This is a genomic window from Streptomyces sp. TSRI0107, from assembly GCF_001905845.1.
Classification (GTDB): domain Bacteria; phylum Actinomycetota; class Actinomycetes; order Streptomycetales; family Streptomycetaceae; genus Streptomyces.
In genome coordinates, this window is record NZ_LIVZ01000004.1 from 421465 (window position 1) to 441404 (window position 19940).

Annotated in this window: 19 protein-coding genes; 8 read left to right on the forward strand and 11 right to left on the reverse strand. The window is 70.9% G+C overall.

Annotated elements, in window-relative coordinates; translation table 11 throughout:
• Positions 1 to 68: 68 nt before the first annotated feature.
• The 3 genes from guaB to AMK31_RS12260 all read right to left on the reverse strand — a co-directional run bounded on the left by guaB (position 69) and on the right by AMK31_RS12260 (position 3471).
• On the reverse strand, positions 69 to 1574 hold the full coding sequence (guaB, locus tag AMK31_RS12250; RefSeq protein WP_073940489.1) for an IMP dehydrogenase: 1506 nt from the start codon (positions 1572 to 1574) through the stop codon (positions 69 to 71).
• Positions 1575 to 1726: 152 nt separating this feature from the next.
• A complete protein-coding gene (locus AMK31_RS12255; RefSeq protein ID WP_073940490.1) occupies positions 1727 to 2314 on the reverse strand; it encodes a sigma-70 family RNA polymerase sigma factor in 588 nt (195 codons plus the stop codon).
• 545 nt (positions 2315 to 2859) lie between these two features.
• Positions 2860 to 3471 (reverse strand): response regulator transcription factor, encoded by a 612-nt coding sequence (locus tag AMK31_RS12260; RefSeq protein WP_003948568.1) that lies wholly within the window; start codon positions 3469 to 3471, stop codon positions 2860 to 2862.
• Between the two features lie 380 nt (positions 3472 to 3851).
• Here AMK31_RS12260 and AMK31_RS12265 point away from each other — a divergent pair, with 380 nt between their 5' ends.
• A complete protein-coding gene (locus AMK31_RS12265; RefSeq protein ID WP_073940491.1) occupies positions 3852 to 4181 on the forward strand; it encodes a WhiB family transcriptional regulator in 330 nt (109 codons plus the stop codon).
• A gap of 32 nt (positions 4182 to 4213) precedes the next feature.
• Here AMK31_RS12265 and AMK31_RS12270 read toward each other — a convergent pair whose 3' ends face one another.
• The gene (locus AMK31_RS12270; protein WP_073940492.1) at positions 4214 to 5110 is read right to left on the reverse strand and encodes a LysR family transcriptional regulator; all 897 of its coding nucleotides are present in this window, start codon (positions 5108 to 5110) and stop codon (positions 4214 to 4216) included.
• 79 nt (positions 5111 to 5189) lie between these two features.
• On the opposite strand from AMK31_RS12270, the gene AMK31_RS12275 reads away from it, so the two are divergent.
• The 3 genes from AMK31_RS12275 (at position 5190) to AMK31_RS12285 (ending at position 7526) form a co-directional block, all read left to right on the forward strand.
• Entirely contained in the window at positions 5190 to 5870 is a 681-nt protein-coding gene (locus AMK31_RS12275; RefSeq protein WP_073940777.1) for an MOSC domain-containing protein, read from the forward strand.
• A gap of 51 nt (positions 5871 to 5921) precedes the next feature.
• Positions 5922 to 6710: an SDR family NAD(P)-dependent oxidoreductase gene (locus AMK31_RS12280; RefSeq protein WP_073940493.1), complete on the forward strand. Its 789-nt coding sequence runs from the start codon at positions 5922 to 5924 to the stop codon at positions 6708 to 6710.
• Between the two features lie 108 nt (positions 6711 to 6818).
• Positions 6819 to 7526 (forward strand): ester cyclase, encoded by a 708-nt coding sequence (locus AMK31_RS12285; RefSeq protein ID WP_073940494.1) that lies wholly within the window; start codon positions 6819 to 6821, stop codon positions 7524 to 7526.
• A gap of 82 nt (positions 7527 to 7608) precedes the next feature.
• Here AMK31_RS12285 and groL read toward each other — a convergent pair whose 3' ends face one another.
• From groL to AMK31_RS12305, 4 genes are all read right to left on the reverse strand, one after another.
• The gene (gene groL / locus AMK31_RS12290) at positions 7609 to 9237 is read right to left on the reverse strand and encodes a chaperonin GroEL (protein ID WP_073940495.1); all 1629 of its coding nucleotides are present in this window, start codon (positions 9235 to 9237) and stop codon (positions 7609 to 7611) included.
• A 122-nt stretch (positions 9238 to 9359) separates the two neighbouring features.
• A complete protein-coding gene (gene groES / locus AMK31_RS12295) occupies positions 9360 to 9668 on the reverse strand; it encodes a co-chaperone GroES (protein ID WP_043443103.1) in 309 nt (102 codons plus the stop codon).
• A 188-nt stretch (positions 9669 to 9856) separates the two neighbouring features.
• Positions 9857 to 10666 (reverse strand): polysaccharide deacetylase family protein, encoded by an 810-nt coding sequence (locus AMK31_RS12300; RefSeq protein WP_073940496.1) that lies wholly within the window; start codon positions 10664 to 10666, stop codon positions 9857 to 9859.
• Entirely contained in the window at positions 10663 to 11595 is a 933-nt protein-coding gene (locus AMK31_RS12305) for a polysaccharide deacetylase family protein (protein ID WP_073940497.1), read from the reverse strand. Before AMK31_RS12305 ends, AMK31_RS12300 begins: the two co-directional genes overlap by 4 nt.
• 102 nt (positions 11596 to 11697) lie before the next feature.
• Here AMK31_RS12305 and AMK31_RS12310 point away from each other — a divergent pair, with 102 nt between their 5' ends.
• On the forward strand, positions 11698 to 12918 hold the full coding sequence (locus AMK31_RS12310) for a class I SAM-dependent methyltransferase (protein ID WP_073940778.1): 1221 nt from the start codon (positions 11698 to 11700) through the stop codon (positions 12916 to 12918).
• Positions 12919 to 12934: 16 nt separating this feature from the next.
• Here the strand turns inward: AMK31_RS12310 and AMK31_RS12315 are convergent, their stop codons facing one another.
• The 3 genes from AMK31_RS12315 to AMK31_RS12325 form a co-directional block, all read right to left on the reverse strand.
• A complete protein-coding gene (locus AMK31_RS12315; protein ID WP_073940498.1) occupies positions 12935 to 13984 on the reverse strand; it encodes an LCP family protein in 1050 nt (349 codons plus the stop codon).
• A 77-nt stretch (positions 13985 to 14061) separates the two neighbouring features.
• Positions 14062 to 15423 carry an endo-1,4-beta-xylanase gene (locus AMK31_RS12320; RefSeq protein ID WP_079186814.1) on the reverse strand — a complete coding sequence of 454 codons (1362 nt, stop codon included), beginning with the start codon at positions 15421 to 15423 and terminating at the stop codon, positions 14062 to 14064.
• A gap of 171 nt (positions 15424 to 15594) precedes the next feature.
• On the reverse strand, positions 15595 to 16650 hold the full coding sequence (locus AMK31_RS12325) for a LacI family DNA-binding transcriptional regulator (RefSeq protein WP_073940500.1): 1056 nt from the start codon (positions 16648 to 16650) through the stop codon (positions 15595 to 15597).
• 153 nt (positions 16651 to 16803) lie between these two features.
• On the opposite strand from AMK31_RS12325, the gene AMK31_RS12330 reads away from it, so the two are divergent.
• From AMK31_RS12330 to AMK31_RS12340, 3 genes are read left to right on the forward strand one after another with little or no spacing between them, the layout of a single operon-like run.
• A complete protein-coding gene (locus AMK31_RS12330; RefSeq protein ID WP_073940501.1) occupies positions 16804 to 18135 on the forward strand; it encodes an ABC transporter substrate-binding protein in 1332 nt (443 codons plus the stop codon).
• Positions 18132 to 19028, forward strand: a complete 897-nt coding sequence (locus AMK31_RS12335; RefSeq protein ID WP_073940502.1) for a carbohydrate ABC transporter permease — start codon at positions 18132 to 18134, stop codon at positions 19026 to 19028. Before AMK31_RS12330 ends, AMK31_RS12335 begins: the two co-directional genes overlap by 4 nt.
• A 4-nt stretch (positions 19029 to 19032) precedes the next feature.
• Complete coding sequence (locus AMK31_RS12340) at positions 19033 to 19935, forward strand: carbohydrate ABC transporter permease (protein ID WP_073940503.1); 903 nt, start codon at positions 19033 to 19035, stop codon at positions 19933 to 19935.
• Positions 19936 to 19940: the final 5 nt, after the last annotated feature.

The window sequence follows — 19940 nt, forward strand, 5'->3', positions numbered from 1 at the left end:
GTATCCCCGACGGGTACGACAAGGGCGGCCCCGGAGTTACCGGAGCCGCCCCTGACCGAGCCTCGTGACTACTTGCGGCTGTAGTTCGGCGCCTCGACCGTCATCTGGATGTCGTGCGGGTGGCTCTCCTTCAGACCCGCCGAGGTGATCCGGACGAACCGGCCGTTGTCCTGGAGCTCCGGCACGGTCCGGCCGCCGACGTAGAACATCGACTGGCGCAGACCGCCCACCAGCTGGTGGACGACGGAGGCGAGCGGGCCGCGGTAGGGCACCTGGCCCTCGATGCCCTCGGGGATCAGCTGCTCGTCGGAGGCGACGCCCTCCTGGAAGTAGCGGTCCTTGGAGAACGACCGGCGGTCGCCGCGGGTCTGCATGGCGCCCAGCGAGCCCATGCCGCGGTACGACTTGAACTGCTTGCCGTTGATGAACAGCAGCTCGCCCGGGGACTCCTCGCAGCCCGCGAGCAGCGAGCCCAGCATCACCGTGTCGGCGCCCGCGACCAGGGCCTTGGCGATGTCGCCGGAGTACTGCAGACCGCCGTCGCCGATGACCGGGACACCGGCCGCCTTGGCGGCGAGCGCGGCCTCGTAGATCGCGGTGACCTGCGGGACGCCGACGCCGGCGACCACGCGGGTGGTGCAGATGGAGCCGGGGCCGACACCGACCTTGATGCCGTCCGCGCCCGCGTCGACCAGGGCCTGGGCGCCGTCGCGGGTGGCGACGTTGCCGCCGATGACGTCGACGCCGGAGGAGTTCGACTTGATCTTGGCGATCATGTCGCCGACCAGCCGGGAGTGGCCGTGCGCGGTGTCGACGACGATGAAGTCGACGCCCGCCTCGATCAGCGCCTGGGCGCGCTCGAACGCGTCACCGGCGACACCGACCGCGGCGCCCACGAGCAGCCGGCCCTCGGCGTCCTTGGCGGCGTTCGGGTACTTCTCCGCCTTGACGAAGTCCTTGACCGTGATCAGACCCTTGAGGACGCCCTCGTCGTCGACCAGCGGCAGCTTCTCGATCTTGTGCTTGCGCAGCAGCTCGATCGCTTCCGCGCCGGAGATGCCGACCTTGCCGGTGACCAGCGGCATCGGCGTCATGACCTCGCGCACCCGGCGGGCGCGGTCGGTCTCGAAGGCCATGTCGCGGTTGGTGACGATGCCGAGCAGCTTCTTGTCGCCGTCGGTGACCGGGACGCCGCTGATGCGGAACTTGGCGCACAGCGCGTCGGCCTCGGCGAGCGTGGCGTCCGGGTGGATGGTGATCGGGTCGGCCACCATGCCGGACTCGGAGCGCTTGACCAGGTCGACCTGGTTGGCCTGGTCCTCGATGGACAGGTTGCGGTGGAGCACGCCCACACCGCCCTGGCGGGCCATCGCGATCGCCATGCGCGACTCGGTGACCTTGTCCATGGCGGCGGACAGCAGCGGGATGTTCACCCGCACGTTCTTGGAGACGTACGAGGCGGTGTCGATCTCGTCGGGTGCCATGTCCGACGGGCCCGGCAGCAGCAGCACGTCGTCGTAGGTCAGCCCGAGTGTCGCGAATTTTCCGGGCACTCCGTCGACGTTGGCAGTCATGACACCTTCCCCAAATGGCCTTGATCGGTGCGGATGTCCATGCTAACGGGAGATGAACCCGTCTCATTCCACGGTACGAGGCACCCTGCGGCTTCGTATGTTCGTACGGAAATATGGTCCGGCCGGTTCATCAGGGGCCGGTACGGCGCCGCTTACTGCTCGGCGAGTGCGCGCAGCCTGCTCAGCGCGCGGTGCTGGGCGACCCGGACGGCGCCGGGTGACATTCCCAACATCTGGCCGGTCTCCTCCGCCGTGAGGCCCACCGCGATCCGCAGCAGCAGCAGCTCGCGCTGGTTCTCGGGGAGGTTGGCCAGCAGCTTCTTGGCCCACTCGGCGTCACTGCTGAGCAGCGCGCGCTCCTCGGGCCCGAGGGAGTCGTCGGGGCGCTCCGGCATCTCGTCGGAGGGCACCGCCGTGGAACCCGGGTGCCGCATCGCGGCCCGCTGCAGGTCGGCGACCTTGTGGGCGGCGATGGCGAACACGAACGCCTCGAACGGGCGGCCGGTGTCCCGGTAGCGCGGCAGGGCGAGCAGGACGGCGACGCAGACCTCCTGCGCCAGGTCCTCCACGAAGTGCCGCGCGTCGCCCGGCAGCCGGGACAGCCGGGTCCGGCAGTAGCGCAGCGCGAGCGGATGGACATGGGCGAGCAGATCGTGCGTGGCCTGCTCGTCCCCGTCGACGGCGCGGTGGACGAGCGCACCGAACGATCCGGGGGCAGTGACCGCCTCGTCGTCGCGCATCGGTCCATCGTGCCCTGCGGCCGCGCGCTCCGCGGCACCGCCTCCGTTGTTGTGCACCGAAGCGTTATGAGCAGGTGCGCCGGAACTCATCCCCTGCGCCCTCCCCTTCCGCTCGACCGACTCGTCCCCGAGGAACTCCACACCTCAAGGATGCGGCATCCGCGGCGAAACGAGCAGCGGGCACCCTCAGCACCCTCTCACCGGCCCCGCTCCCACGGCCCCCGCACGCCGCCGACCAGCGGTCGTCCGGCTTCGGCGGAGCACCGCCGGGTGCGACTCGCGGGGCTCGGACACGCACCGCGCGGAGGCCGCCGCGTCCGCGGCCCGCCCCGCGCGGGTCATCGGCGGGTGCCGTCGCGCGCCCGCTCGGGGCACGGCCGGCGCAGAGGGATGTCCCCATCGCGTCGACTCCCTCCTCCGCCTCGCGGCCGGATGCTCCCGCGCCGTACGGACCGCTCGCGCGGGGGCGGCCGATGGCCCCCGCTCGACCGCGCGGCCGGGCGTCGCCGGCCCGGACCGCGGTCGGTCCGGCCGAACGCGGCGCCTCAGCGCACCAGACCCCAGCGGAAGCCGAGTGCCACGGCGTGCGCCCGGTCCGAGGCGCCGAGCTTCTTGAAGAGCCGTCGGGCGTGGGTCTTGACGGTGTCCTCGGAGAGGAACAGCTCGCGGCCGATCTCGGCGTTGGAGCGGCCGTGGCTCATGCCTTCGAGGACCTGGATCTCACGCGCGGTGAGCGTCGGCGCGGCCCCCATCTCGGCGGAGCGCAGCCGGCGCGGCGCCAGGCGCCAGGTCGGGTCGGCGAGGGCCTGCGTCACCGTGGCCCGCAGCTCGGCGCGGGACGCGTCCTTGTGCAGGTAGCCGCGGGCGCCGGCGGCGACCGCGAGGGCCACACCGTCCAGGTCCTCGGCGACGGTGAGCATGATGATGCGCGCACCGGGGTCGGCGGACAGCAGCCGCCGCACGGTCTCGACGCCGCCCAGACCGGGCATGCGTACGTCCATCAGGATCAGGTCCGAGCGGTCGGCGCCCCAGCGGCGGAGGACTTCCTCGCCGTTGGCCGCCGTCGTCACGCGCTCCACGCCGGGCACGGTCGCGACCGCGCGGCGAAGCGCCTCTCGGGCAAGCGGGGAGTCGTCGCAGACGAGGACGGAAGTCATGGCCGCCCTCCGCAGCTGATGCGCGTCACCTTGAGCCTCCAGGCTGGTACGAAATCGTCACCTGTGCGGTCGACCGTCTCGGACGCCTGCCCGAGCGCTTGTGTTTTCAACCGCCTCCGCCCTCTCAACGATGGTCACTCGAAAGAGTTACGGGGCTGTGTGTCATCTTCGGCACTCTACGTGAGGGCGCGGACACGGTGCAGACACGCGGGGCAGACCCTCAAGGTTTCATCACAACCATGCCCCATTTGGCCCTATTTCTTCCTATCTGGTGGTGTCTGGGGCTAGATTCGCAATGAGTCATATTTTCATCTCCTTAGATCGTAGATGTACGGTCGTGGGCACCGTATCCGCTCAGAACGGCTGCAAGGGGTCACGCAATGGCAGATTTCTCCCGCCTTCCCGGACCGAACGCGGACCTGTGGGACTGGCAGCTGCTGGCTGCCTGTCGCGGGGTGGACAGCTCGCTCTTCTTTCATCCGGAGGGTGAGCGCGGGGCTGCACGGAGCGCCCGCGAGAACTCGGCCAAAGAGGTATGCATGAGGTGCCCGGTCCGCGCGCAATGCGCGGCTCACGCGCTGGCGGTGCGCGAACCGTACGGCGTGTGGGGCGGGTTGACCGAAGACGAGCGCGAAGAGCTCATGGGGCGGGCACGCCACCGCCTGGTGTCGGCGTCGACGGCCGGCGGGAGCGCCGCCTCGAACACCTGAAGGAACGTTTCTGCACACTCTCGGGCCCGGCGTCAGCGCGCCGCGGCGTGCCCCAGCTCCCGCAGCGTCGCCGCCACCGCCGGCACCTGTGCCAGGTCGGGCAGGGTGAGGGCGACGATCTCCCGCCGCACCGCCGGCTCCAGCGACACCGTCCGGGCCCCCCGGGGCCGTACCGACTCGATCGCCAGCCGGGGCAGGACGGCCACGCCCAGACCGGCGCTCACCAGGCCCACCACCGCCGGGTAGTCGTCGGTGGCGAAGTCGATACGGGGCGTGAAGCCGGCCGCCTCGCACACCTCCACCAGCTGACCGCGGCAGCGCGGGCAGCCCGCGATCCACGGTTCGTCGGCCAGTTCGGCGATCGGGACGGAGGCCGCGCCGGCCAGCCGGTGCCGCTCCGGGACCAGGCCGACCAGCGGGTCGGTCAGCAGCGGCCGTACGACCAGGTCGTCCCACTCCTCGGCGCCCGCGGCCCCCTCGTAGCGGAAGGCGAGCGCGATGTCGCAGTCGCCCTCGCGGAGCAGTTCCACCGAACGCGGCGGCTCCGCCTCCTCCAGGGACACCCGGGTACCGGGGTGCGCGGCACGCAGCGCGGCGAGGGCGGTGGGGACCAGGGTGGAGCTGCCGCTCGGGAAGGACACGAGCCGCACCCGGCCCGCGCGCAGGCCCGCGATGGCGGCGACCTCCTCCTCCGCCGCGGTGAGCCCGGCCAGGATCCCGGCCGCGTGCCGCACCAGCGCCTCACCGGCCTGCGTGAGCCGCATCTCACGCCCGCTGCGCACCAGCAGCGGGGTGCCCACGGACGTCTCCAGGGCCTTCATCTGCTGGCTGACAGCGGGCTGCGTGCAGCCCAGCTCGCGCCCCGCGGCGGAGAAGGAGCCGGTGGCGGCGACGGCGCGCAGCACGCGCAGATGACGGGCCTCGATCACCCTTCGAGCATAAGCGAGTCTTGGATACGAGGGCGAATAATGCGTCGACACTTTGGTCGACGCGGCCTACCGTGCCGCCATGAGGCTTCTCTCCGTGAACCTGGGCCGGCCGCGGACCGTTCCGTACACCGACCACCCGCAGGGTCTGACCGGCATCGACATGCGCCCGGTCGACGGGCCGGTGCGGGTGGCGGCGCCCGGTCCGAAGGGCGTCGGGGCGAGCGGACTGGCCGGGGACGCGGTCTGCCACACCCGCCACCACGGCGGGAACGACCAGGCCGTGTACGCGGTCGCCCGCGAGGACCTCGACGAGTGGGAGCGGGAGCTGGGCCGCCCGCTCGCCGACGGGGCGTTCGGCGAGAACCTGACCACCTCGGGCCTCGACGTCTCCGGCGCCCTGATCGGTGAGCGCTGGCGGATCGGCCGCGAGGTGGTCCTTGAGGTCACCTGCGGCCGGATACCCTGCCGCACCTTCCAGGGCCATCTGGGTGAACAGGGCTGGGTGAAGCGGTTCACGCTGCGCGGGGCGCCCGGCGCGTACCTGCGGGTGATCGAACCGGGCGAGATCCGCGCGGGCGACCCCGTCGAGATCGTCCACCGCCCCGGCCACGAGGTGACGGTCGCGCTCCAGTTCCGCGCGGTCACCACCGAGCGGGAGCTGCTGCCGCGGCTGCTCGCGGCGGGCGAGGCGCTGCACCCCGAGTCGCTGGCGGCGGCCCGGACGTACGTGGCCGAACACCCTCGCGCGAACAGCTCCTGAACGGACGTCACGGGAGCGGACGCCGTCCGTCCAGGTCACTACCCTTGGCGCATGACAACGGCTCTGATTACGGGATCGACCGCGGGAATCGGTGCCGCCTTCGCACGACGGCTGGCGGCTGACGGACACGACCTCGTCCTGGTGGCGCGGGACACCAAGCGCCTCAGGGAGCAGGCGACCGAACTGCACGACCGGCACGGCATCGAGGCGGAGGTGCTGACGGCGGACCTGGCGCAGGACGACGGCATCGAGGCGGTCGCCGCGCGCCTCGCCGACCGCAAGAACCCCGTCGACCTGCTGGTCAACAACGCAGGCTTCGGCAACAAGGGCCGCTATCTCGACGTGCCGATGGCCGACGAGCTGAAGATGCTCAAGGTGCACTGCGAGGCGGTGCTGCGCCTCACCTACGCCGCGACGCAGGCCATGTGCGAGCGCGGCCGGGGCGGTGTCATCAACGTCGCCTCCGTCGCCGCCTTCCTCCCGCGCGGGACCTACGGCGCCTCCAAGGCGTGGGTCGTGCAGTTCACCCAGGGCGCCGCGAAGGACCTGGCCGGCAGCGGCGTCCGCCTCATGGCCCTCTGCCCCGGCTTCGTCCGCACCGAGTTCCACCAGCGGGCCGGCATGGGCACCGACAACATCCCCGGCTGGATGTGGCTCGACGCGGACAAACTCGTCGCGTCGGCGCTCACGGACCTCTCCCGCGGCAAGTCCCTGTCCATCCCGGACCCCCGCTACAAGGTCCTGATGGGCGCGACCAAGCTGGTGCCGCGGGGGATGCTCGGGGGGATCAGCTCGCGGGCGGGGCGCAAGTACGGGCCGGAGCACCGGGCGCAGCGCTAGCGGAACGGCCCTTCGGCCCGCACCGGTCCGTGGCCCGGCCGCCGGTTGCCCGGGCCGGTGGGAGAATGTAGCTGTTCACCCGGACCCAGGGGGGCCGGAGGCTGCGCCATGACATTTGTGCAGGTCATCGACTGCAAGACCAGCCGTTTCGACGAGATCGACCGGCTGATGGACAGGTGGGTCGAGCAGACCAAGGGAAAACGCACGGCGACGCACAGTCTGATCGGGAAGGACCGGTCGGACGCGTCGCACTTCATCGAGATCGTGGAGTTTCCGTCGTACGAGGAGGCGATGCGGAACTCCGAGCTGCCGGAGACCGATCGGATCTTCCGGGAGATGGTCTCGATCTGTGACGAGATGCCGACGTTCACCGATCTGGACGTGGTGCGGGACGAGCAGTTGTCCACGGCGACGGTCCGGCGGTTCTTCGAGCTGGTGGCCGCGCCCGGGGAGCTGCCGCCGCTGGACGAGGTGATGGTGGAGCACTATCACGACCACAATCCGGGGAACCCGGAGGACGCGATCGGGATGGATCACATCCGGCGCGAGATCCGGGTGTGGCGGGACGGCTTCGACTTCCAGTTCAGCATCGAGGACCTGATCGCGGAGGCCGACCGGGTGTGCGCGCGCTGGTTCTGGAAGGGCACCCACAAGGGGGAGTTCCTGGGGATCACGGCGACCGGGAAGGAAGTCTCGATGAGCGGTACGACCGTCTTCCGGTGCGGTGTGGACGGGAAGCTCGCCGAGGGCTGGTGGGAGTACGACCGGATGGGGCTGATGGAGCAGCTCGGCGTCTTCGAGGAGATGGAGCGCTGAGAGCCGCCGGAGAGACCCGCGAGGGGAAACGGGAAGGCCCGGCACCTCATCGGGTGCCGGGCCTTCCTGCGTGAGCGGTGCGTCAGTGCGCGTGGCCGTGACCGTGGCCGTGGCCCGCCGGCTCCGGCTCCTCTTCCTTCTTCTCGACGACCAGGGTCTCGGTCGTGAGCAGCAGGGAGGCGATGGAGGCGGCGTTCTCCAGGGCGGAGCGGGTGACCTTCACCGGGTCGATGACGCCGGCCTTGACCAGGTCGCCGTACTCGCCGGTGGCGGCGTTGAAGCCCTGGCCCTTGTCGAGCTCGGCGACCTTGGAGGTGATGACGTAACCCTCCAGGCCGGCGTTCTCGGCGATCCAGCGCAGCGGCTCGACGGCGGCGCGGCGGACGACGGAGACACCGGTGGCCTCGTCGCCGGTCTTGCCGAGGTTGTCCTCCAGGACCTTCACGGCGTGGACCAGGGCGGAGCCACCACCGGAGACGATGCCCTCCTCGACCGCGGCGCGGGTCGCGGAGATGGCGTCCTCCAGACGGTGCTTCTTCTCCTTCAGCTCCACCTCGGTGGCGGCGCCGACCTTGATCACGCACACGCCGCCGGCCAGCTTGGCGAGGCGCTCCTGGAGCTTCTCGCGGTCCCAGTCGGAGTCCGTGGCCTCGATCTCGGCCTTGATCTGGGCGACGCGGCCCTCGACGTCGGCCTTGGCGCCGGCACCGTCGACGATCGTGGTGTCGTCCTTGGTGACGGTGACGCGGCGGGCGGAGCCGAGGATGTCCAGACCGACCTGGTCGAGCTTGAGGCCGACCTCCTCGGAGATGACCGTGGCGCCGGTGAGGACCGCCATGTCCTGGAGCATCGCCTTGCGGCGGTCGCCGAAGCCGGGGGCCTTCACGGCGGTGGCGTTGAAGGTGCCGCGGATCTTGTTCACGACGAGGGTGGAGAGGGCCTCGCCCTCGACGTCCTCGGCGATGATCAGCAGCGGCTTGGAGGCGTTCGCCTGGATGATCTTCTCCAGCAGCGGCAGGAGGTCCGCGATGGCGGAGATCTTGCCCTGGTGGATCAGGATGTACGGGTCGTCGAGGACGGCCTCCATGCGCTCCTGGTCCGTCACGAAGTACGGCGACAGGTAGCCCTTGTCGAAGGCCATGCCCTCGGTGAAGTCCAGCTCCAGACCGAAGGTGTTGGACTCCTCGACGGTGATGACGCCGTCCTTGCCGACCTTGTCCATCGCCTCGGCGATCAGCTCGCCGACCTGCTGGTCCTGGGCGGACAGCGCGGCCACGGCGGCGATGTCGGACTTCTCGTCGATCGGGCGGGCGGTCGCCAGCAGGTCGTCGGAGACGGCCTTGACGGCGGCGTCGATGCCCTTCTTCAGAGCGGCCGGGGAGGCGCCGGCGGCGACGTTCTTCAGGCCCTCGCGGACCAGGGCCTGGGCCAGGACGGTGGCGGTGGTGGTGCCGTCACCAGCGATGTCGTTGGTCTTGGTCGCCACCTCCTTCACCAGCTGGGCGCCGAGGTTCTCGTACGGGTCCTCGACCTCGACCTCGCGGGCGATGGTGACACCGTCGTTGGTGATGGTGGGGGCGCCGAACTTCTTGTCGATGACGACGTTGCGGCCCTTGGGGCCGATCGTCACCTTGACCGTGTCGGCAAGCTTGTTGACGCCGCGCTCGAGGGCGCGACGGGCGTCCTCGTCGAACTTCAGGATCTTCGCCATGGCAGCGGGAGCCCTCTCGGAAATCTCGGGTGTAAAGCGACTGCGCCCCGGGCGCCCGGCTTCGTTATCGGTCGCGGGGGCCAGGGGCGCAGCTCAAGGCAAATGTGCTTCGGTGAAGCGGCTTACTTCTCGATGATCGCGAGGACGTCGCGAGCCGAGAGAACGAGGTACTCCTCGTTGTTGTACTTCACCTCGGTGCCGCCGTACTTGCTGTAGAGCACGACGTCGCCGACCTTGACGTCGAGCTCGACGCGCTTGCCGTCCTCGACACGGCCCGGGCCCACGGCCAGGACGACGCCCTCCTGGGGCTTCTCCTTGGCGGTGTCCGGAATGACCAGGCCAGAGGCGGTGGTCTGCTCGGCGTCGAGCGGCTGGACCACGATGCGGTCCTCGAGCGGCTTGATGGCAACCTTGGAGCTGGCGGTCGTCACGATCCGACCTCCCCCTTCGGAGATCTCACGGGGTTAACTGTCTGAGGTGGCGACCAGGTGGATCCGTCGTCGCGGGTGCCGGACCTGCCCGTCGCTTGTTTGGCACTCTCCAGGGGGGAGTGCCAGAGCCGAGACTATGACCGCGGTTAGCACTCGGTCAAGCGGAGTGCCAATCACCGTGCGGCGCGTCAGCGGGATCGCCCGTGAACGCCCACGTAGTCCTCCAGGTTTCCGACCGTCAGGTCCGCCTCCTGGACGCGGCGCAGCAGGCGTACCGTCCGCTCCCTCAGACTCGGCGTCAGCGTCTCCGTCGCCGGTACGGCGATGATGTCGCCGGGGCGGAGGCGGTGGGTGCCGGTGGTGAAGGTGAGGTCGGTGCCGGTCATCGCGGCGCGCCAGAGGATCACCGCGCGGACACCGCAGTCGGCGGCCGCGCGGAGGGTGGTGCGGTCGTACGTGCCGTAGGGCGGGCGGAAGAGGTGGGGGCGCACCCCGAAGCGGGCGCGGAGTTTGTGCTGCTGGCCGCAGATCTCGGCGCGCTGCCCGGCGTACGGCAGGCCGCGCAGGGCGGCGTGGTCGAGGGTGTGGTTCTGCAGGCCGGCGCCGACCGAGCGCAGGCGGGCGAAGTGGCCGTAGCCGGGGCCGGCGACGCTGTCGGTGAGGAACATGGTGACGGGCAGGCGCAGTTCGCGGACCAGGTCGACGAAGCGGGGGTCCTTCTCGGCGCCGTCGTCGTAGGTGAGGAAGACGACCTTGTCGCGGGTGGGGACGCGGTCGAGGACCGGGGGGAGGTCTCCGTCGGCGGGCAGGGTGGGCCGCCGTGGGGTCCTCGGGGGTGTGCGGAGCGGCTCGGTGAGGCCCCAGCGGAGGTACGGGGGCGAGGACGGCTCCGGACGGTCGGGCGCCGGGCCCGGTGCGCCCCGCAGCCCGTGCGTGGCCGTGCAGCCGCACAGCAGGAGCAGCAGGGCGACGGCCGGACCGGCCCAGCGCGGCCTCACAGGTAGTCCTCCAGGCGGGCCACGGCGTACCCCTCGGCCGTGACCTTGTCGAGGAACCGCCGGATCATGTCGGGCATGGATCCCTCCCAGTGGTCCTCGCCCCGGAAGTGGGTGAGGACGATGTCGCCGCGGCGGATCCGCTGATCCCACTCGCGGTACTCCCAGCGGTCGACGAAGACCTCCTCGTTCCACAGTGGCACATGCGTGATCCCGCAGGCCTTGGCGGCACGCAGGGTGTCCCGGTTGTAGTTGCCGAAGGGCGGGCGGAACAGGCGCGGGCGCTTGCCGAACTTCTCCTCCATGACGTCCTGCATGCCGCAGATCTCGCGCAGCTGGCCGGAGCGGGACAGGCCCGGCAGGTAGGGGTGGTGGAGGGTGTGGTTGTTGAGGGGCGCGCCCCGCTCCTGCATGCGTTTGAAGTAGCCGTAGTCGTCCTTGACGAGGTAGTCGCTGAGGAAGGCGGTGTACGGGACGCCCAGCTCGCTCATCATCCGCAGGAACGCCGGGTCCTTCTCGGCGCCGTCGTCGATGGTGAGGAAGACGACCTTGTGCTCGGTGGGGACGGTGGTGAAGACCGGGGGGAGGCCGAGTTCGTCGTGTCCGGTGACCTCGAATCCCTCGCGGGTGGTGATCCTCGGCTTTCTCGCCGGGGGTGGCGGGGCTTGCAGCGGGACCTGTTCCAGGCCCCAGCGTCTGGCGGCGGCCGCGCGGGCGGCGTGGTCGGTCCGCAGCCGGGAGGCGTAGCCGTCGAGAGCGCGGGCCTCGGGCGCCTGGAGGGGCTTCTCCCGCTCGGGGGCGGGGTTGCCGCGTGTGGTGTCGCCGATCAGGGTGCAGCCGGAGGCGACGGCCGCGGCGGCGAGGACGGCGGCGCCGGCACGGAGACGTCGGGCATATGCCCCGCTTTTTTCATTTTGTACTACTAGTCGCATGAGGCCGGATCTTCCCAGCAGGCACCCCCGATCCCCCGCCGACACCGCCACCGACGGGCCACCGTCCACCGACTGGCCGACAATGAGCCGGTGAACAACCCGGTGAACGACCTGAACGCGCTGCGCACCCCGGAAGGCACCGCCCTCCTCGACGAGGTCCGCGGCACCGACCCCGCCCACGAACTCGCCGTCGCCACCCGGCTGCGCCGCGAGCACCCGGCCGAGCTGGTCTCGGCGGCGCTCGGCCAGGCGCGGCTGCGGCAGCGGGCGGCGGCGAAGTTCGGGACCGAGGACGCCGGGCGGATGTTCTTCACGCCGAACGGAGTCGAGCAGTCCACCCGGGCGAGCGTCGCCGCGTACCGGGCGCGGCGGATGCGCGAGCTCGGCGTGACCTCCGTCGCCGACCTGTGCTGCGGGATCGGCGGCGACGCGATCGCGCTGGCGCGGGCCGGGATCCGGGTGCTCGCCGTCGACCGGGACCCGCTGACGGCGGCGGTGGCGCGGGCGAACGCCGAGGAACTGGGGCTGGCGGACCTGGTCGAGGTGCGGGAGGCGGACGTCACCGAGGTGGACACGGCCGGATACGACGCCGTGTTCGTCGACCCGGCCCGGCGCGGTGGACCATCGAGGGGGGCCGCGCGCAGCGCGTCCGTGAGGGGCGGTGGCCGGGCGACGGGCGGGCGGATTTTCGACCCGGAGGCCTACTCGCCGCCGCTGTCCTGGGCCGTGGAGGCCGCCGGGAAGGCCCGGCACGCCGCCCTCAAGGTGGCGCCCGGCATCCCGCACGAGGCGGTGCCGGACACCGCCGAGGCCGAGTGGATCTCCGACGGCGGGGACGTGAAGGAGGCCGTGCTGTGGTTCGGCACGGAGCCCGGACTGGTGCGGGCCACCCTGCTGCCGGGGCCGCGCACGCTGACCGGACGCGGCCTCGCCGACCCGGCCGTACGGCCCGTCGGACGCTTCCTCTACGAGCCGGACGGGGCCGTCATCCGCGCGCATCTGGTCGCCGAGGTGGCCGAGGAGGTCGGCGGCGGGCTGCTCGACGCGACCATCGCGTACGTCACGGCGGACGAGCTGCGGCCGACGCCGTACGCATCGGCGTACGAGATCACCGACCATCTGCCCTTCAACGTCAAGAAGCTGAAGGCGCTGCTGCGGGAACGGGAGGTGGGCGTGCTGACCGTGAAGAAGCGCGGCTCGGCGGTCGAGCCGGAGGAGCTGCGCCGCAAGGTCCTGCCCAAGCCGCACGGGCCCGGGTCGGCCACGGTGTTCCTCACCCGGGTCGCGGGCGCGCCGGCCATGCTGCTCGGCCGGCCCGCCTGAGCCCTCCGCGCTCGGCTCAGCGCAGCGACTCCCACAGCTCGCCCGCCTCCGGTTCGTCCGCGACGACCCGGTTGCGGTCGGAGGGGGCCGGGACGACCGGCATGGTCACCGTGGTGACGTCGTCGGCGGACAGGCCGTGCAGGCTCCGCCCCAGGTCGATCAGCTCGCCGAGCGAATCCAGGCCGGTGTCGGTGGTGAGGCTGCCGGTGACCGCGTCGGCGACGTCGTAGAGCCGCGTGGCGTCGGTGAGCAGGCCGAGGGCCGAGATCCGCTCCAGCAGGGCCTTGACCAGGGTGTGCTGGAGCTCTATCCGGCCCAGGTCGCTGCCGTCGCCTATGCCGTGCCGGGTGCGGGCCAGGCCCAGGGCCTGCTCGCCGTCGAGGTGGTGGGTGCCGGCGTCCAGGCGCAGATGGCTCTGCTCGTCGTCGATGTCCTCCTCGGTGGTGACGGTGACCCCGCCGAGGGCGTCGACCAGGTCGGCGAAGCCCGAGAAGTCGATCTCCAGGTAGTGGTCCATGCGGACGCCGGTCAGCGTCTCCACGGTCTTCACCGCGCACACCGGACCGCCCACCGTGTACGCGCTGTTGAACATCGCGCCGTACGTCTCGGCCGACTCGCCGCCGGATTCCAGCGGGCAGGACGGCCGGGTGACCAGGGTGTCGCGCGGGATGCTCACCACGGTCGCCGCGGTGCGCCCCGCGTCGAGGTGGACGACCATCGCCGTGTCGGACCGGGCGCTGCCGCCCTCGCCGCCGCCCAGTTCCCGGTTCTCGGCGCCGTCCCGCGAGTCCGAGCCCAGCACCAGGATGTTCAGGGCGCCGCTGGGCAGCGGGGAGGCGGAGGCGCCGGCGGACGGGGTGACCAGGGCCCGCGGGGGGCGGTCGTCGCCGAGGGCGCTGTTGATGTCGACGCCGGTGATGTTGTCGTCGAGCTGCCAGTAGACCCAGCCGGCCGCTCCGGCGCCCAGCACCAGCAGGGCCGCGAGGGTGAGGCCGGCGGTCTTCAGCAATCCCGACCGCCGGCCCACTGGTCTGCCCTCGTCCCCTTGTTCGTCAAGTCCCGCCACAGACAGGAACGTAAGTCCGAATTATTACGAGCAGGAACGCCAGGCCGCCTTTTCTTGGGAAAATCTCAGATTCCGCGTCAGCCCAGGGTCACCGCGGGCACCGGATTGCTCCCGCTCCATGTGCCGTTGAACCCGAATGTCACCGAACCTCCGGACGGGACCGTTCCGTTGTAGGACAGGTTCGAGCAACTGACGGCGGTGCCGGACTGGGTGCAGTTCGCGTTCCAGGCCTGGCTGATCCGCTGGCCCGCGGCGAACGTCCAGTTCGCCTTCCAGGAGGACAGCGCGGCACCGTCGCAGTCGATCCGCACCTGGCCCGTGAACCCGGTGTTCCACTGGTTGACGACGCTGTACGTCGCCGTGCACCCGTCGCCGGGGCCGGGCTCCTGACCGGTTCCGCCCAGCGACTCGGCGATGGCGCGGTAAGCCGGCTTCGCCGCCAGGTTCTCGTCGTACGGCGTCGCCGCGCCGTAGCCGTCGAAGACGTCCGGGACCCAGGAGTCGGCGTCGTTGAAGCCCCAGACGGTGACGCTGGTGCAGCGGTCGACGGCGAGACAGGCGTTCATGACCGCCTTGTACTCGGCGGCCTGCTGGGTCAGCTTGGCCTCGGTCGCCGGCAGCTGCATCCGGATGTCCAGCTCGGTGATGGCCACGTCGACGCCGAGGTCGGCGAAGCGCTGGATGTTCTGCTGCAGGGTGGAGGGGACCTGGCCGAGGATCAGATGCGCCTGGAGGCCGACGCCGTCGATCGGGACGCCGCGCTCCTTCAGCGACTTGACCAGGTTGTACAGGGCGGTGCTCTTCGCGTTGACGCCCTCGACGTTGTAGTCGTTGATGTAGAGCTCGGCGCCCGGGTCGGCGGCGCGGGCCCAGGTCAGGGCGTCGGCGATGTAGTCGGTGCCGAGGTTGTCGTACCAGAGGGACTGCCGGTAGGTGCCGTCCTCGTTGAACGCCTCGTTGACGACGTCCCAGGCGGCGATCTTGCCCTTGTACCGGGTCATCTCGGTGGTGACGTGGTCTTGCAGGATGGTCCGCAGCTCGGCGGGGGTGAAGGAGCCGTTGGCCAGCCAGCTGGGGTTCTGGCTGTGCCATACGAGGGTGTGACCGCGCACCTGCTGCCCGTTGGCCTGGGCGAAGTTCACGATCTGGTCGGCCTCGGCCCAGTTGAACGAGCCTCGGCTGGGTTCCACCGCCTCCCACTTCATGGCGTTCTCGGGAGTGACGAAATTGAACTCCCGCGCGGCGATCTCGCCGCGTGTGCCGGTGAGGTGGGATCCGCCGATGGCGGTGCCGATGACCTTGCCCTTGGCGTCGGCCAGGTCGCGCAACGGCACGTCGGCGGCCTGCGCGACAGGAGCGGCGGCGAGCAGGGCGCCGAGAGCGGCGGCGACGCCGGCCACCGCCGACGCCAGGGAGAAGCCGGATCTCAGAGATCTCATGCGGGTGCCTCCGAAAGTTTCGGTCGTACAACCGATTGGCTGCGGAGGAGTGTTGGGTGCGGGAGGCCAGGCGTCAATACGGCAACTTTCAGCCAAGGCGCCGGCACGGGCCGCGCCGCCCCGCTCAGGCAGCCCCCGGCTCGGCGGCAGCCCCCCGGCTCGGCAGCCGCCTCAGCGCCCCACCGGCCCCGCCGTGCTGCTGCGGACCACCAGGCTCGTGGCCAGTTCCACCCGTGTGGCCGCCGGTGTCGCGTCGTCGCCGCGGCCCAGTTCCAGGACCAGCCGTGCCGCCGCCTCGGCCATCTCGGTCAGGGGCTGGCGTACGGTCGTCAGGGGTGGGCCCACCCAGCGGGCGACCGGCAGGTCGTCGAAGCCCACCACGCTCAGGTCCTCCGGCACCCGCAGGCCCAGCTCGCGTGCCGCCTCGTACAGGCCGAGCGCCTGGAGGTCGTTGCCCGCGAAGACGGCGGTCGGGCGGTCCGGGCGGCGCAGGAGTTCGAGGCCCAGCCGGTAGCCGGACTCGTGGTGGAAGTCCCCGTCCTTGATCAGTGAGGGGTCCACCGGCACCCCGGCGGTCTCCAGCGCCGCCCGGTACCCGTCGATCCGGGCCCGGCTGCACATCATCCGCGACGGCCCGCTGATCGCCCCGATACGGCGGTGCCCCAGGTCGACGAGGTGCCGGGTGGCGGCGAGGCCGCCCTGCCAGTTCGTCGCACCGATCGACGGCACGTCGGACCCCGGGTCGCCGGCCGGGTCCATCACCACGAACGGGATCGACCGGCTGGTCAGCAGCGCCCGCTGCGACTCGTCCAGCTCGGACAGCACCAGGATCACCCCGTGCGGCCGCCGCGCCGCGACCTGGTCGGCCCAGGTCCGGCCGGGGCTGAGCCGTCCCGCGCTCTCGGACAGCACGACGCTCAGCCCGGCGTCCCGGGCCACGTTCTCCACGCCCCGGATGACCTCCAGCGCCCAGGCGCTCTCCAGCTCGTGGAAGACGAGGTCGATGAGGGGTGACCGGGTCGCCTCGGCCCGGCGGCGCCGGTATCCGTGGGTGCGCAGCAGCTCCTCCACTCGGTTGCGGGTCGCCGGGGCGACGTCCGCCCGCCCGTTGAGGACCTTCGAAACAGTCGGCGCGGACACGCCCGCCTCGCGGGCGATCTCGGCGAGCGTCGCAGTCTGCGTGGACCGCCGTGCCGTCTGGGTTTGAGCGCGTTCCGGTGGAGTCATGCCCGCGATCGTATCTCTGCGCGACCTCTTGACGGACCCCGCGCGGCGCCATAGTTTCCCGGAACATTCGTGATCCAGCTCGAAACATTCGCTGAAAACAGTCGCCCGGTCTCGCCCGATCCGGGTGTCCACGCAAGCCGAGAGGTTGCTGCCATGGGGTCCCACACGTCCAACGGCGGACGTTCGTTCAGCAGACGCTGGGTGCTCGGCGCCGGCGCCACCACCCTGCTCACCACCGGTCTGACAGCCTGCGGCTCCGGCAGCGGCTCCGGCGGCGACGGCGGCACGCTCACCGCCTTCGTCTACGGCGACGACGCGGCGAAGGTGCAGCAGGCGGCCGTGGACCGGTTCAACAAGTCGGCCGCCGCCAAGAAGGCGGGCGGCAAGATCAAGCTGCAGAAGATCCCCGGCTCGGACTACCCCCCCAAGCTGCGCACGGCCATGGGTTCGCCCAGCGCCCCGGACGTGTTCTTCAACTGGGGCGGCGGCTCGATCAAGCCGTACGTGGAGGCGGACAAGCTCGTCGACCTGACCGACATCATCGAAGGCGACCCGGTCCTGAAGGACGGCTTCCTGCCCTCGGTGCTCGCGGCCGGCGACCTGAAGGGCCGCCACTACGGCATCCCCATGCGCGGCATGCAGCCCGTGATCCTCTTCTACAACAAGTCCGTGTTCGCCGAGCACAAGCTGCAGCCGCCCACCACCTGGGACCAGCTGCTCGACGTCAACACCAAGCTCAAGAAGGCGGGCATCACCCCCTTCGCGCTCGGCGGCTCCGACATCTGGCCGGAACTGATGTGGCTGGAGTACCTGGTCGACCGTCTCGGCGGCCCGGAGGTCTTCCGGCGCATCCAGGACGGCGACGCCGAGGGCTGGGGCGACCCGGCGGTGCTGAAGGCGGCCGAGATGGTGAGGGAGCTGATCGACGCCGACGCGTTCGGCTCGAAGTTCACCTCGGTGTCGTACGTCAACGGCGGCGCCCCCGCCGTGTTCGCCAAGGGCAAGGCGGCGATGCACCTGATGGGTTCGTGGGAGTACTCCACGCAGCTCGGCAAGTTCCCCGACTTCGCGAAGAAGCACCTGGGCTGGGCCGCGTTCCCGAAGATCGAGGGCGGCTCCGGCGACGCCCGCAACGTGGTCGGCAACCCCACCAACTACTGGTCGGTGAACGCCCGTACCGGCAACCAGGACGCGGCGATCGCCTTCCTGAAGGAGAGCGCGTCCCGCGAGTACGCCAAGGCGCTGGTGGCCAACGGCGACGTACCGACGACCTCGAACGCGGCGCTGCTGCTGGGCGACGCGCCCAACCCGGAGTACGCCCGCTTCCAGTACCAGATGGTCGAGAGCGCCCCGGCGTTCACCCTGTCCTGGGACCAGGCGCTCGGCGACGAGCTGGGCACGAGGATGCACACCGAGATCGGCAAGCTGTTCGCGGGGAAGTCGTCGCCGAGCCGGTTCGTGGCGGCCTGCAAGGGGCTGAAGTGAGCGGCACCACCCCCGTGAAGTCCACGCCGACGCGGACGGCCAAGGCCCGGGCGGGGCGTCCACACGCCGCCTGGGCCCTGCCCGGGGTGCTCTTCTTCGCCTTCTTCGCGGTCGTCCCGATGGCGCTGGCCTTCTACCTGTCCTTCACCGAGTGGGACGGCCTGGGCGACCCCCGGCCGGTCGGCCTCGACAACTGGCAAAGGCTGCTCGACGATCCCCGGATCACCCAGTCCCTGTGGCTGACGGTCCTGCTGACGGTGTGCAGCTGGCTCTTCCAGACGGTCGTCTCCCTGCTCCTCGGCGTCTGGGCGGCCGGCCCGCAGCGCAACCGGGCGGTCCTCTCCGCGATCTTCTTCCTGCCGCTGCTGCTGTCCTCCACGGCGATCGCGGTGCTCTTCTACGCCCTGCTCGACCCGAACTTCGGCATCATCCAGAAGGACACCCTGGGCTCGTCGAGCGGCGCGTTCCTGGCGATCGTGTTCGTCGGCGGCTGGCAGTTCATGCCGCTGCACACGCTGATCTACCAGGGCGGCGCCCGCCAGATCCCCGCGGTCCTCTACCAGGCGGCGGCCATCGACGGCGCCGGCCGCTACCGCCAGTTCTTCTCGATCACCCTGCCGCAGCTGCGGCACACCGTCACCACGTCCAGCGTGCTGATCGTCGTCGGTTCGCTGACGTACTTCGAGACGGTCCTGATCCTCACCAAGGGCGGCCCCGGCACGGACACGGCGATCCTGCCGTACCTGATGTACGAGGCGGGCTTCAAGACGTACGACTTCGGCTACGCCAGCGCCATCGCCTCGTTCCTGGTGCTGGCCGCCACCGGTCTGTCCCTGCTGCTGGTCAGGCTGACCGGCTTCGGCAGCATGCGCAGCACCCGCGAAGGGATGTGACGGAGTGTCACACGATACGTTGCCGCGTCCCGCGAAGCTCCGGGAGCCCGCCCGGCAGCCGGCGAGGTCCCCGCGGCGCCGACGGCACTGGACGAAGCGCGCCAACCCGGTCGCGGGCCTCGGGGCCCTGATCTGGCTGGTGGTCGTCCTCGTCCCGGTCTACGCGATGCTCTCGGCCTCGCTGACCCGGCAGGACCAGTCCCTGACCGGCAACCCCCTCAAACCGCCGGGCGACCCCACCCTCGACAACTACGGCACCGTCCTGAACAGCGGCTTCGGCCATCTGCTCGCCAACACGGCGATCGCCGCGATCGCCGTCGTCGGCCTCGTCCTCGTGCTGGCGGTGCCGCTGGCGTACGTGGCGGTCCGCACCCGCGACCGCTGGTCCGGGGCCGCGTTCCGGCTGTTCCTGCTGGGCGTGGCGATCCCGGCGCAGGCGGTCGTCGTCCCGCTGTACCTGCTGATCGCCAAGCTGGGCCTGTACGACACCCTGCCCGCCGTGATCCTGCCGACGGCGGCGTTCGCGATGCCCGTCTCGGTGCTGATCCTCACCGGCACCCTGCGGGACATCTCGGAGGAGCTGTACGAGGCGATGGCCCTGGACGGTGCCTCCTCGCTGCGGATGCTGTTCCAGTTGGTCATCCCGCTGGCCAAGGGCGGCATCAGCACCGTGGTGATCTACTCCGCGCTCCAGGCCTGGAACGGTTTCCTCTTCCCGCTGATCTTCACCCAGTCGGACGGCCCCCGGGTCCTCACCCTCGGACTCTTCAACTACGTCAGCCAGTTCGGGGTCGACGTCCCCGCGCTGCTCGCCTCGGTCGTCCTCTCCGGCATCCCCATCTTCGCCGTGTACCTGGTGGCCCGCCGCGCCCTCGTCAGCGGCCTGATGGGAGTGGGCGGCAAGTGAACCCG

Excerpts from the sequence above, each read along its gene's own strand:
- AMK31_RS12330 (WP_073940501.1), top strand. The coding sequence starts at position 16,804 with ATGGGGTCCCACACGTCCAACGGCGGACGTTCGTTCAGCAGACGCTGG.
- AMK31_RS12265 (WP_073940491.1), top strand. The coding sequence starts at position 3,852 with ATGGCAGATTTCTCCCGCCTTCCCGGACCGAACGCGGACCTGTGGGAC.
- AMK31_RS12325 (WP_073940500.1), bottom strand. The coding sequence starts at position 16,650 with ATGACTCCACCGGAACGCGCTCAAACCCAGACGGCACGGCGGTCCACG.
- AMK31_RS12320 (WP_079186814.1), bottom strand. The coding sequence starts at position 15,423 with ATGAGATCTCTGAGATCCGGCTTCTCCCTGGCGTCGGCGGTGGCCGGC.
- AMK31_RS12255 (WP_073940490.1), bottom strand. The coding sequence starts at position 2,314 with ATGCGCGACGACGAGGCGGTCACTGCCCCCGGATCGTTCGGTGCGCTC.
- AMK31_RS12275 (WP_073940777.1), top strand. The coding sequence starts at position 5,190 with ATGAGGCTTCTCTCCGTGAACCTGGGCCGGCCGCGGACCGTTCCGTAC.
- AMK31_RS12260 (WP_003948568.1), bottom strand. The coding sequence starts at position 3,471 with ATGACTTCCGTCCTCGTCTGCGACGACTCCCCGCTTGCCCGAGAGGCG.
- AMK31_RS12280 (WP_073940493.1), top strand. The coding sequence starts at position 5,922 with ATGACAACGGCTCTGATTACGGGATCGACCGCGGGAATCGGTGCCGCC.
- guaB (WP_073940489.1), bottom strand. The coding sequence starts at position 1,574 with ATGACTGCCAACGTCGACGGAGTGCCCGGAAAATTCGCGACACTCGGG.
- AMK31_RS12285 (WP_073940494.1), top strand. The coding sequence starts at position 6,819 with ATGACATTTGTGCAGGTCATCGACTGCAAGACCAGCCGTTTCGACGAG.
- groL (WP_073940495.1), bottom strand. The coding sequence starts at position 9,237 with ATGGCGAAGATCCTGAAGTTCGACGAGGACGCCCGTCGCGCCCTCGAG.
- AMK31_RS12305 (WP_073940497.1), bottom strand. The coding sequence starts at position 11,595 with ATGCGACTAGTAGTACAAAATGAAAAAAGCGGGGCATATGCCCGACGT.